Origin of the sequence: Leifsonia sp. NPDC014704 (assembly GCF_043083605.1) — a bacterium.
Lineage (GTDB): Bacteria > Actinomycetota > Actinomycetes > Actinomycetales > Microbacteriaceae > Leifsonia.
This window is the reverse complement of sequence record NZ_JBIBYW010000001.1, coordinates 726,859-739,041: the sequence shown is the minus strand read 5'-3', so window position 1 is coordinate 739,041 and position 12,183 is coordinate 726,859. Positions and strand designations below refer to the sequence as shown.

The following is a 12,183-nucleotide window of genomic DNA, read 5'->3' as shown; positions in this document are numbered from 1 at the left end:
ACGCCGTTCACCAGCCGTATTCGGTGTACGCATCACCGCGGCCGAGCGCCTCGATGCCGTGGCGGATCACCGGGATGACATCGCCCGGGAGGTCGGCCAGCGGCGCCCAGACCAGCTCGGAAGCCTTCTCGGGCTCCCCGATCACGGGAACAGCCCCCTCGGGGAGCGCGGCGGCGAAGAAGAAGTCGATGTAGGTGTCACCGTCCGCGCGCCCATGCTGTACCAGGGCGAGCCGCACCTGGTCGGAACCGAGCGCGAGGCCCACCTCCTCCCGCGCCTCTCGGAGCAGCGCCGCCGTGGCCGACTCCCCCGGCTCGATGTGCCCGGCGGGGAGGGACAGCTCGCCATCCCGGTAGCCGGTGCCCGCACGGCGTTGCAGCAGGATGCGGTCGCCGTCGAACAGGCACAGGTACACGGCGGCGGGATAGGTCGGGCGCACGAGTCCATTGTGCGCCGACGGCTGTCGGTCGGGTGGCGTACTGTTCTTCTCCACACGGAGCGGTTGTCCACAACGTCGAAATTCCATTTGCGTTGTTCGAACATACGTTCGAAAATGGACTCATGTCCCTCGCAGCTCCACACCTCGATGAACCGGGCGCCGGCCGGGCGCAGGTGCACGAACTGCAGACCCGCATCCGGCAGATGCAGGCGACCAAGCTCGAGAGCCGGACCCTGCAGACGCATCCGGCGCTCTCCCCGCTCCTGCCCGGGGGCTCGCTCAAAGCCGGGGCGGCATACTCGGTACGCGGTTCGACGACCCTGCTGATGGCCATGCTGGCCGGTCCGAGCGCGGCCGGGGCGTGGTGCGGCGTGGTCGGTATGCCCGACTTCGGCGCAGAGGCCGCCGGGCGGTTCGGCATCGACCTCGAGCGGCTCGTGCTGGTGCCGCATCCCGGTGAGAACTGGCTGACCGTGACCGCGGCGGTCGTCGATGTGCTCAGCGTGGTGGTCGTCGCGCCACCCGCCCGCGCGAAAGACGGCGACGTCGCCCGGCTCACCGCCCGGCTGAGGCAGCGCGAGGCGACCCTCATCGTCGCCGGCGACTGGCCGCAGGTGGAAGCGACGCTCACCGTCGCACGCAGCGGGTGGGACGGCCTCGGCACCGGGAACGGCTACCTGTCGTCGCGGAGGGTCACCGTGGAGTCGGCACCGCGTGGCGGGACGGGACCACGCCGCACGGCCGAGCTGTGGCTGCCGGCCGTCGATGAGAGCTTCCGCACCTCCGGGCCCACACGGCTGGAGGCGGTGAGCTAGATGACGAACGAAGCACGCGAAGCCGTCGTCACCCGGGCGATCGTGCTCTGGTGCCCCGACTGGCCGGTCATCGCTGCGCAGCATGCGCTCGACCTGCCCTCCGATGAACCTCTCGCCCTGGTCGAGAAGGGCGTGGTGTTCGCCTGCTCTCCGGCCGCACGAGCCGACGGGGTGAAGCGCGGGCTGCGGATGCGCGAGGCGCAGGCGCGCTGCCCCCAGCTGAACGTGCTGCCGTACGATCCGGTGCTCGATGCGCGTGCTTTCGAGCCGGTGCTCACCGCGATCGAGGAGATCACCCCCGGCGTTCAGCCGGTCCGCCCGGGCACCTGCGTGCTCCGGGCGCGCGGGCCGGCGCGCTACTACGGCGGCGAGGAGCAGGCGGCCGCCGAACTGCTGCGCTGCCTGGAAGGGCTGGGGGTGTCGGATGCCCGGGTCGGGATCGCCGACGGTCCTTTCGCCGCCGAGCAGGCCGCGCGCTCGACGGGAGCCGCCCGGCCACTCGTCAGCACCCCCTCCACCGGGACGTCGACCGATGCCGCTGCCGGTCGCGCCGCAGAGGCCCCCGCCCCGCACTTCTGGGCTCGCAGCCGTGTGCGCATCATCCCCTCCGGCGACTCTCCGAGGTTCCTGGCCCCGCTCCCGGTCGCCCACCTGGGCTTCACCGAACTCACGCCGCTGCTCCGTCGGTTGGGACTGCACACGCTCGGCGACATCGCCGCGCTCTCGCGCGTGGACATGCGGGAGCGGTTCGGCGAGCGGGGAGAACTCGCGCACACTCTGGCCAGCGGACTGGACGGCACGGCGGTGGTGCCGCGGACCCCGCCGAAGCAGCTCGACCGCTCCATCGAGTTCGAACCTCCCCTCGACCGTGTCGACCAGGTGACCTTCGCCGTGCGCGGCACGGCCGAGCAGTTCATCGGGGGCCTCACCAAGGCCGGGCTCGTGTGCACGTCGCTGCGGGTGGAGGTCACCGACGAGTCCGGGCGGGTCAGCGAGCGCACCTGGCTCCACCCCCGGTTGTTCTCGCCGCCCGACGTGGTCGACCGGGTCCGCTGGCAGCTGCAGGGCTCCGGCGCGATCGACTCCGGGCTGGCGTCCCCGATCTCCCGGGTGGTGCTCGAGCCGGAGGCGGTCGACGACATCGGCCACCATGAAGACGGCCTGTGGGGCGGCGGCGCCGACGAGCGTATCCACCACGGCCTCACCCGCGTGCAGAGCATGCTCGGGCACGAAGCGGTGGTCACGGCCACGATCGGCGGTGGGCGCGCGCCCGGTGAACGGCAGGTGCTGGTGCCGTGGGGCGATCGGCCGGTGGGGGTCGCCCGTGCCGACCAGCCGTGGCCCGGATCGCTGCCGGCGCCCGCGCCGTCGACCGTGTTCGAGGTTCCGCGTCCCGTCGCGGTTCTCACCGAGGAGGGCACGGCGGTCGAGGTGACCGATCGCGGAGATGTGACCGCACCGATCGTCCGCTTCTCTCCCACCGGCCAGGTGCGGGACGCCCGGCCGGTCGACTCCTGGGCCGGTCCCTGGCCCGTGCGGGAGCGGTGGTGGGACGCCTCCCTCTCCCGCACGATGCACCGCTTCCAGCTGGTCGATGCCGACGGCACCGCCTGGCTGCTCGCCCTGGCAGGCTCCGGCTGGTTCGCGGAGGCGCGCTATGACTGAGCGAGGTGATGCCTGATGGGATGGAACAACCCGCCGATCCCGTGGGCCGAGTTCGAGCGGCGGCTCTCCGGACGACGCACCGGACAGCAGGACGACGAACGCCCGTCGTCGCGCAAGCGGCAGAAATACGTTCCGCAGGCGATCCCGGAGACGCCCGAGGACGCGGTCCCGTACGCCGAGCTCCACGCGCACAGCAACTTCAGCTTCCTCGACGGAGCATCCTCCCCGGAAGAACTGCTCGAGGAGGCCACTCGGCTCAACCTGCACGCGCTCGCTCTCACCGACCACGACGGCATGTACGGCGTCGTGCACCTGGCCGAGGCGGCCGAGGCGTACGACCGCGTTAAGACCGTCTTCGGCGCCGAGCTGTCGCTGTCGCTCACCAAACCGCAGAACGGCGAACCCGACCCAGAGGGCAGCCATCTGGTGGTGCTCGGCCGCCGGCAGGACGGCTACCACCGGCTCGCCGCCGCGATCACCGCGGGGCAGCTCGCCGGCGAGGAGAAGGGCCGGCCGGTGTACCGGCTCGACGAGCTCGCCGAGCAGTCGGGCGGCGAGTGGATGGTGCTGACCGGGTGCCGGAAGGGCGACGTCCGGCTGGCCCTCGCCGAGCACGGCGAACGCGCGGCTGAGCGGGAGGTCGCGCGGCTCGCCGACCTGTTCGGGCACGACAACGTGCTCGTCGAGCTGATCGACCAGGGCGGTCCGCGCGACTCGACCGACAACGACATCCTCACCCGCATCGCCGGCCGGCTCGGGCTGCCGACCGTTGCGACCAACAACGTCCACTATGCGAGCCCGGCGCAATATCCCCTGGCGACCGCCGTCGCCGCCGTGCGCGCCCGCCGCAGCCTCGACGAGCTCGACGGCTGGCTCCCCGCCGCAGGGGCGGCCCACCTGCGCAGCGGCGCCGAGATGGCCCGCCGGTTCGCGCGCTACCCCGGCGCGGTCGAACGGACCGTCGAGATCGCCGACGACCTCTCCTTCCGCCTCCGCAGCGCCCGTCCTCGGCTACCGAAACAGGACGTCCCGGAGGGTCATACGCCGATGAGCTGGCTGCGCGAGCTCACCTGGCGGGGCGCCGCCGAACGGTATCCCGACCTCGACAGCAACCCGGCGAAACGCGAGCGCATCGAACGCGAGCTGGATGTGATCGAGGCGAAGGACTTCCCCGGCTACTTCCTCATCGTCCACGACATCGTCCGGTTCGCCCGCAGCCGCGGCATCCTCTGCCAGGGTCGCGGGTCCGCGGCGAACTCGGCCGTCGTCTACCTGCTCGGGATCACCGCCGTCGACTCCATCAAGTACGACCTGCCCTTCGAGCGATTCCTCTCCAGCATGCGCGAGGAGGAGCCCGACATCGACGTCGACTTCGACTCCGATCGCCGCGAGGAGGTCATCCAGTACGTCTACGCCAAGTACGGCAGGCACAACGCAGCCCAGGTCGCCAACGTGATCACCTACCGGCCCAAGAACGCGGTGCGCGACATGGCGAAAGCGCTCGGCTACTCCACCGGCCAGCAAGACGCGTGGAGCAAGCAGATCGACTCGTGGGGCACCGTCCAGACCAGCGACGACCACGACATCCCGGACGACGTGGTGGGTCTCGCGCAACAGGTGCTCAAGTTCCCGCGACACCTCGGCATCCACTCGGGCGGGATGGTCCTCACCGACCGGCCCGTCGGCGAGGTGTGCCCGATCGAGCACGCACGTATGGAAGGCCGCACCGTGCTGCAGTGGGACAAAGACGACTGCGCGTGGATGGGACTGGTCAAGTTCGACCTCCTCGGCCTCGGCATGCTGTCGGCGCTCGACTACTCGATGCGCACCATCGAGGCGTCGCTCGGCGAGAAGTGGACGCTCGACAGCATCCCGAAGGAGGAGCAGGGCGTCTACGACATGCTCTGCCGTGCCGACTCGATCGGCGTCTTCCAGGTGGAGAGCCGCGCGCAGATCGGCACGCTGCCGCGCCTGCAGCCCCGCAGCTTCTACGACCTCGTGATCGAGATCGCGCTCATCCGCCCCGGCCCCATCCAAGGCGGGGCGGTGCATCCGTACATCCGCCGGAAGCTCGGCAAAGAGCCCGTCACCTACCTGCACCCCTCGCTCGTGCCGGTGCTGGAGCGCACAATGGGCGTCCCGCTGTTCCAGGAGCAGCTGATGCAGATGGCGGTCGCGGTCGGCGACTGCACGGCGGAGGACGCCGACCTGCTGCGCCGAGCGATGGGCTCCAAGCGCGGGGTGGAGAAGATCGAGGCGCTCAAAGCGAAGCTGTACGACGGGATGGCGAACAACGGCATCACCGGAGCCGACGCCGACGCCATCTACGAGAAGATCGAGGCGTTCGCCAACTTCGGCTTCGCGGAGAGCCACGCGATCAGCTTCGCGCTGCTCGTCTACGTCAGTTCGTGGATGAAGCTGCACTACCCCGGCGCGTTCCTCGCCGGGCTGCTGCGCGCCCAGCCGATGGGCTTCTACTCACCGCGCACCCTCACCGCCGACGCACGACGGCACGGCGTGACCGTGCACCGTCCCGACATCCAGCGATCCGGGGTCTTCCCGCTCCTCGAGCCGCTCGACGACCCGGACACGCAGCGCGGGCCGACCGGATCCGATCCGTGCCTGCAGACCGATCAGCCGCCGATCGACCCCTTCGATCCGGCGGTCGCGCTCGACTTCGCCGCGCACCGCCGCGACGGCGGTCACGCGGTCCGGCTCGGCCTCGCGGCGGTCACGTCGATCGGTGAGAAGGTCGCGGAGCGCATCGTCGCCGAGCGCGAGGCGTACGGTCCCTACCGCGACCTCGGCGACCTCGCCCGGCGCACCGGACTCAACACCGGTCAGCTGGAGGCGCTCGCCGCCGCCGGCGCGTTCGACGGCTTCGACCTGAGCAGACGGCAAGCGATCTGGGAGGCCGGCAACGCTGCCCAGGAGCGTCCCGAGTACCTCGCCGGCACGGCGATCACCGTGCAGCCGCCCCTGCTGCCGATGCTCTCCCCCGCCGAACAGCTCGCCAGCGACCTATGGGCGACCGGGATCTCGACCGACGACCATCCCATCCGCTTCCTGCGCCCGGCGCTCGCCGCCCGCGGCGTCCGCCCCGCCGACACGCTCGCCGCGGGCGAATCCGGCCGCCGTATCGAGGTGGGCGGCGTGGTGACGCACCGCCAGCGCCCGGCGACGGCGGCGGGAGTCACGTTCCTCAACATCGAGGACGAGACGGGGATGGTGAACGTCATCTGCCCGGTCGGCGTCTGGAACCGCTACCGCCGAGTCGCCCGCCAGGCGCCGGCGATGATCGTCCGCGGCATCCTGGAGCGCAGCGAGGAAGGCGTCGTCAATGTGCTCGCCGACCGGCTCGAAGCACTCGACACCGGGATCCGAACCGTCTCGAGGGACTTCCGATGAGCCGCCTCAGGCCGCAGCGCGTCCCGTCACTCCTCGAACCGCAGATGCCGCACGCTGCGGCCGTTCCGCCGCACCAGCCGGAGCGCCTCCACGCCGATCCGGATGTGACGCTCGACGAAATCGCGCGTCACCCCTTTGTCGCTCTCCGCCGTCTTCACACCCTCCGGCGTCATCGGCTGATCCGAGATGAGCAGCAGCGCCCCGCTCGGGATGCGGTTGGCGAAACCCGCCGCGAACACGGTCGCCGTCTCCATGTCGACCGCCATGCACCGCGTCCGCTTGAGGTACTCCTTGAACGTGTCGTCGTGCTCCCACACCCGGCGGTTCGTCGTGAAGACCGTCCCCGTCCAGTAGTCCTGCTGGAAGTCGCGAATGGTCGACGACACCGCGCGCTGCAGCTGGAACGCCGGCAGCGCGGGCACCTCGGGAGGCAGGTAGTCGTTCGATGTGCCCTCACCGCGGATCGCCGCGATCGGGAGCACGAGGTCGCCGAGCTTGTTCTTGCGCTTGACCCCACCGCACTTGCCGAGAAACAGGGCCGCTTTCGGACACACAGCGGTCAGCAGGTCCATGATCGTGGCCGCGTTCGGGCTGCCCATCCCGAAGTCGACCATCGTGATCCCGTCTGCCGTCGCGTTCGGCATCGACCGATCCAGCCCGCGTACCTCGGCGCCGTACCAGTCGGCGAAGCGCTGCACGTAGTCGCCGAAGTTGGTCAGCAGAATGTACTCGCCGAACTGCTCCACCGGCGTGCCCGTGTAGCGCGGGAGCCAGTCGCGGACGATGGCCTCCTTGTCCTTCATGCCGCCCTCGCTGGGCATCACGTTCGCCGCGGCCTCGCGGTCCTGCGCATCCACCATGCTGTTGTGTCTCCCTCCGTCGTGCGGCGCCGGTCAGCCGGCGACACTGGTGCCGAGCAGAGACCCGACGATGAATGTCGCGGCCAGTGCCAAGGCGCCGCCCACCACCACTCGTACCATGGCACGGCCGCGGGAGCTGCCCCCGATCCAGGCCGCGACGTACCCGGTGACGGCGAGGGCGACGAGCACCGCGACGAATGTGACCGGGATGCGCACCGCCTCGGGGAGCAGGATGGTCAGCATCGGGAGCACGGCGCCGCACGTGAACGCGACGGCCGACGCGAGCGCGGCGTGCCACGGGCTGACGACATCGTCCTGGTCGATTCCGAGTTCCGCCGACAGGTGCGCGGCGAGGGCATCGTGCGCGGTGAGCTCCACAGCGACCTGACGAGCGGTGGCCGGCGTCAGCCCGCGCTGCTCGTACAGGCCCGTCAGCTCGTCCAGTTCCTCCTCCGGCATCTCCGCAAGTTCGCGGCGCTCTTTCGCGATCAGCGATCGCTCGCTATCGCGCTGGCTGCTCACCGAGACGTACTCGCCCAGGGCCATCGAGATCGCACCGCCGACGAGTGCTGCCAGCCCCGCGGTCACGATCGCCGGAACGGAGCTCGTCGCTCCTGCGACGCCCACCACGACGGCGGCGACCGAGACGATCCCGTCGTTCGCACCGAGCACTCCGGCGCGCAGCCAGTTCAGGCGCTGGGCCAAGCCGCCGCGGTGCGGTTCGTCCGGGTGCGGCCCGCCCACCGCCTCGTCGGCCGCCGCGCGGTCCGCCGCCGCCCCGCTCGTTGTCAGATCATCCGATCCTGTGTCGCCCATGCGCCCAGCCTAGGAACCACACCGACCGCCCGCCAGCAAGGTTCGGCGACCCTAATGACTGCCCAGCCGCTTGCGCAGGAAGTCGATGCGCGCCTGCAGCTGCGTCACGCTGGCCTGCGCCACTGCCGGGCCCCCGCACACCCGGCGAAGTTCGGCGTGGATGAGGCCGTGCGGCTCCCCCGAGTTCTTCGAGTACAACCCCACCAGGCTGTTCAGCAGTTGCCGCTGCTCCTTCAGCGTCCGGTGCAGCGGAGCAGGGGGATGCCCCTCCGCGGTCGCCGGCCGCGACGAGTGCCGGCGCGCCTGCCGCTGCTGCCGTTGCAGCAGCAACTCGTGCACCTGCTCCGGCTCCAAGATCCCCGGAAGCCCGATGAAGTCCAGTTCCTCATCCGTGCCGGGCACAGCGAAGCTGCCGAACTCTTTCCCGTCGTACAGCACTCGGTCGAAGTTCGCCTCCGACCCCAGCGCCTCGAACGCGAACTCCTCCGTCAGCGCCTCCGACGCGCGCTCCTCGCGGTTCGCCTCGGCCATCATCGCGTCCTCGGGGTTCCACAGGTCGCCCTCGACGTTCTCCTCGACGCGGTCGAGCGCGTGATCGCGTTCCAGCTCCATCGCGTTCGCCAGCGCCATCAGCGTCGGGACGTTCGGCAGGAACACCGATGCGGTCTCACCGCGGCGGCGGGCTCGCACGAAGCGGCCGATCGCCTGGGCGAAGAACAGCGGGGTGGATGCGCTGGTCGCGTACACGCCGACGGCCAGCCGCGGCACGTCGACTCCCTCCGACACCATGCGGACCGCGACCATCCAGCGGGAGTCGCCCTGCGAGAACTCGGCGATCCGGTCGCTCGCCTCCTTCTCGTCCGACAGCACGACCGTCACCGGCTCGCCGCTGATCTGCTGCAGGAGATCGGCATAGGCGCGGGCCGCGTAATGGTCCGTCGCGATCACCAGGCCGCCCGCGTCGGGGATGGAGTTGCGCACCTCGGTGAGCCGGCGGTCGGCCGCTGCCAGTACGGCCGGAATCCACTCGCCGCGCGGATCAAGGGCCGTCCGCCACGCCTGCGACGTGATGTCCTTCGTGTTGCCCTCGCCGAGACGTGCCTCCATCTCGTCGCCGGTCTTGGTCCGCCACCGCATGTGGCCGGCGTAGACCATGAAGATCACGGGACGGACCACGCCGTCCTCGAGCGCCCGCCCGTAGCCGTAGTTGTAGTCCGTGACCGAGGTGCGGATGCCCTGCCTGTCCGGCAGGTACGTCACGAACGGGATCGGCGCCGTGTCCGAGCGGAACGGCGTACCGGTCAACGACAGTCGTCGGGTCGCCCGCTCGAAGGCGTCGCGGATGCCATCGCCCCAGCTGAGCGCGTCGCCGCCGTGGTGCACCTCGTCCAGGATGACCAGGGTCTTGTATGCCTCGGTGATGTCCTTGTGCAGGCTCGGGCGCATGGCCACCTGCGCGTAGGTGACCGCCGCGCCGCGATAGTGCCGCGCGTAGCGCCCATCGGAGTTCTTGAAGTCCGGATCGAGATGGAGCCCGACCCGCGCGGCCGCCTCGGCCCACTGGCGCTTGAGGTGCTCGGTCGGCGCGACGACGGTGACGCGCTCCACGACACGCCGGGACAGCAGTTCGGTCGCGAGCCTCAGTGCGAAGGTCGTCTTACCGGCGCCGGGGGTCGCCGCCGCGAGGAAGTCGCGGGGTTCGTGGACGAAGTACGCGTCGAGCGCCTCCGCCTGCCACGCACGCAGCTTTCCCGCGGTCCCCCAGGCCGCGCGCTCCGGGAAGGACGGCGACAGATGCTCGGCCGCGAAGCTTCCCGCGTGCACGCCAGGACGCTCGAGACCACTGAGTTCCGGGTCACCGGAGGCCTCTTCCGGCTGGGGTGTTGCTGACGTCTCCACTTGAATCAAATCTACCGGAGCCCGCCGACAGCGGAGTCCGATGCAGAATGGAGCAATGGCAGAAGCACGGCATCCCTGGTCCCGCTACGTCGCCCTCGGAGACTCGTTCACCGAAGGCATCGGCGATCCGGAACCCGGCAGCCCCGGAGGCCACCGCGGCTGGGCCGACCGCGTGGCCGAAGTCCTCAGCCAGCAGACCGACGACTTCGCCTATGCGAACCTCGCCGTGCGCGGCAAACTGATCCGTCAGATCCTCGACGAGCAGGTGGATGCGGCGGTTGCCCTCCGCCCCGACCTCATCACGATCTCGGCGGGCGGCAACGACGTGATCCGCCCCGGCACCGACCCCGACCAGATCGCCCTCCTCTTCGACGAGGCCGTCTCTCGGCTCAGCGTCGACGGCGCCACGATCGTCGTCTTCACCGGCGTCGACGTCGGATTCTCGCCCGTCTTCCGCGGCATCCGCGGCAAGGTCGCCATCTACAACGAGAACGTCCGCGCCATCGCCGCGCGCTACGACTGCATCGTCGCCGATCAGTGGTCGCTGACCGAGATCCAGGACCAGCGCATGTGGGCTCCCGACCGGCTGCACCTCGCGCCGCTCGGCCACCACACGGTCGCCCGCATGGTGCTCGCGGCGCTCAACGTCGACAACGACCTGCAGCCGCTCCAGCCGGAGCCACTGCCTCCACGGACCTGGCGCCGCGCCCGTTCCGAGGACCTCTCCTGGGCGCGCGAGTACCTCGTGCCGTGGGTGATCCGCCGGATCCGCCACCAGTCCTCGGGCGATCACGTCACCCCGAAGCGGCCGCAGGCCGGCCCGTTCCTCCTCAGCCGCGACTAACGCGCCCGACGCCCGGCGCCATCGCCCGCGAGCACCTCCATGGGTCGCAACACGCCGTTACGGCGCCGCGATAACGGCGTGGTGCGACCCAGAGACCGCGATCTGCACATGCGCGAGCCCAGACGCGCGACCCACACGCGCGACCGGCATTCGCGCGCGACGCCCTACGTCCCGAGCCCGCCCGGATGCGCCAGGCGCCACCCGAATCCCGGGTCGGGCACATCCCGCGCGAGCGCCAGGGGCACCGTCGCGGTCGTCCCGTTGAGCGTGAACGTCCCCTGACCGAGGATGTCGCCCTTGAACCCGGACGACAGCGGTCGCGTCTGCAGATCCACGGTGATCGGCGTGTCCGACCACACCAAGAACGACTTCGTCTCGGTCGCGATGAGCTTCGACGACGCTCCCCACGCGGTCGTGTAGGTGCCGAACACCTGACCCTTCTCGACCGGCGTCACCTGGTGGAACCCGCTTTTCATGCTGGTCATCAGCGCCTGCACTCCGGCCCACAGATCATCGTGGGTCGGCGCGCCGAGCACCACGCCGAGCACCCGCACCTTGGTCGACCCGACCGGCAGCTCCGCCGAGAACAGCAGGCAGTTGCCGGCTTCGTCCGTGTTCCCGGTCTTGATGCCGTCCATGCCCTCGAATCCGAGCAGCGTGTTGGTGTTGTCCTGCGACCCGGCGCCGGGGAGGTTGGCGTTCTTCTGCGACACGATCGACGACAGCGCGGGCGACGCGAGCACGAGCTTCCCGATGCCGATCAGATCCTTCGTCGTGCTCACGTTCCCCGGGTCGAGGCCGTCGGGCGTTGTGATCTTCGTGCCGGTGAACCCGTTCTTCGCCAGCCAGTCGTTGGCGGCCGACACGTACGCGCTCGTCGACCCGTACGCCCAGTTCGCCAGCGAGATCGCGTAGTTGTTCGCCGACGGCAGGAGCATCGCCTCCAGCGCCTGCTTCTCGGTCATGGACGTGCCCGCGACCACCGGTGCCCACGATCCGCCCGCCGCGACGACGTCGTTCCAGATGTCGACATCCCGCTGCGTGAACGAGATGTCCGGCCCCTGGTCGTTGCCGTTCAACGGCTTCTTCTCGAGCACGACGAGCGCGGTGATCGTCTTGGTGATGCTCGCGATCGGCACGCTGGCGTCGCTCCCGTGCGACGCCGACGCCCCCCGGTAGTCGGGCGCGACGATCGCGGCCGAGCCGTATCCCGGCCAGGCCAGCTGCACGGCCGGCTGCACCAGCTGCTTGCCGTGCGCCGTGACCGCGGCGGTCGCCGGGACGGGCGCGACCAGCGATCCCACCACGTACACGAAGGCGACGAGGATGGCGATCAGCGTGCCGAAGACCACGATCCGGCGCCGGCGGTACACCTTCCGGGAGACACGGCGCGGCGGATCGACGAGAACTTGCTGGGGCACCCTCGGATTTTAGCGG

General features: G+C 70.4%; 9 protein-coding genes. 4 read left to right on the top strand and 5 right to left on the bottom strand.

The features are described 5' to 3' along the window. Window positions 1-7 precede the first annotated feature (7 nt). Window positions 8-439, bottom strand: a complete 432-nt coding sequence (locus ACF1AJ_RS03615) for an NUDIX domain-containing protein (protein ID WP_391506140.1) — start codon at window positions 437-439, stop codon at window positions 8-10. A 122-nt stretch (window positions 440-561) separates the two neighbouring features. Between ACF1AJ_RS03615 and ACF1AJ_RS03610 the strand changes: the two genes are divergently transcribed. Genes ACF1AJ_RS03610 through ACF1AJ_RS03600 form a run of 3 tightly spaced genes read left to right on the top strand, consistent with a single transcriptional unit; the run spans window position 562 to window position 6,327 of the window. After that, window positions 562-1,254, top strand: a complete 693-nt coding sequence (locus ACF1AJ_RS03610) for a hypothetical protein (protein WP_391506139.1) — start codon at window positions 562-564, stop codon at window positions 1,252-1,254. Next, window positions 1,255-2,919 carry a DNA polymerase Y family protein gene (locus ACF1AJ_RS03605; RefSeq protein ID WP_391506138.1) on the top strand — a complete coding sequence of 555 codons (1,665 nt, stop codon included), beginning with the start codon at window positions 1,255-1,257 and terminating at the stop codon, window positions 2,917-2,919. Window positions 2,920-2,934: 15 nt separating this feature from the next. Next, window positions 2,935-6,327 (top strand): error-prone DNA polymerase, encoded by a 3,393-nt coding sequence (locus ACF1AJ_RS03600; RefSeq protein WP_391506137.1) that lies wholly within the window; start codon window positions 2,935-2,937, stop codon window positions 6,325-6,327. A 26-nt stretch (window positions 6,328-6,353) separates the two neighbouring features. Here ACF1AJ_RS03600 and ACF1AJ_RS03595 read toward each other — a convergent pair whose 3' ends face one another. The 3 genes from ACF1AJ_RS03595 to ACF1AJ_RS03585 are packed head-to-tail and all read right to left on the bottom strand — an operon-like array spanning window position 6,354 to window position 9,827. Next, complete coding sequence (locus ACF1AJ_RS03595; RefSeq protein WP_391506136.1) at window positions 6,354-7,187, bottom strand: AMP nucleosidase; 834 nt, start codon at window positions 7,185-7,187, stop codon at window positions 6,354-6,356. Window positions 7,188-7,220: 33 nt separating this feature from the next. Continuing rightward, complete coding sequence (locus tag ACF1AJ_RS03590) at window positions 7,221-8,003, bottom strand: VIT family protein (protein WP_391506135.1); 783 nt, start codon at window positions 8,001-8,003, stop codon at window positions 7,221-7,223. Window positions 8,004-8,054: 51 nt separating this feature from the next. Beyond that, window positions 8,055-9,827, bottom strand: coding sequence for a DEAD/DEAH box helicase (locus ACF1AJ_RS03585; protein ID WP_391507430.1), 1,773 nt, complete (start codon window positions 9,825-9,827; stop codon window positions 8,055-8,057). Between the two features lie 130 nt (window positions 9,828-9,957). Here ACF1AJ_RS03585 and ACF1AJ_RS03580 point away from each other — a divergent pair, with 130 nt between their 5' ends. Continuing rightward, the gene (locus tag ACF1AJ_RS03580) at window positions 9,958-10,746 is read left to right on the top strand and encodes an SGNH/GDSL hydrolase family protein (protein ID WP_391506134.1); all 789 of its coding nucleotides are present in this window, start codon (window positions 9,958-9,960) and stop codon (window positions 10,744-10,746) included. 164 nt (window positions 10,747-10,910) lie between these two features. Here the strand turns inward: ACF1AJ_RS03580 and ACF1AJ_RS03575 are convergent, their stop codons facing one another. After that, entirely contained in the window at window positions 10,911-12,167 is a 1,257-nt protein-coding gene (locus tag ACF1AJ_RS03575; protein ID WP_391506133.1) for a D-alanyl-D-alanine carboxypeptidase family protein, read from the bottom strand. Window positions 12,168-12,183: the final 16 nt, after the last annotated feature.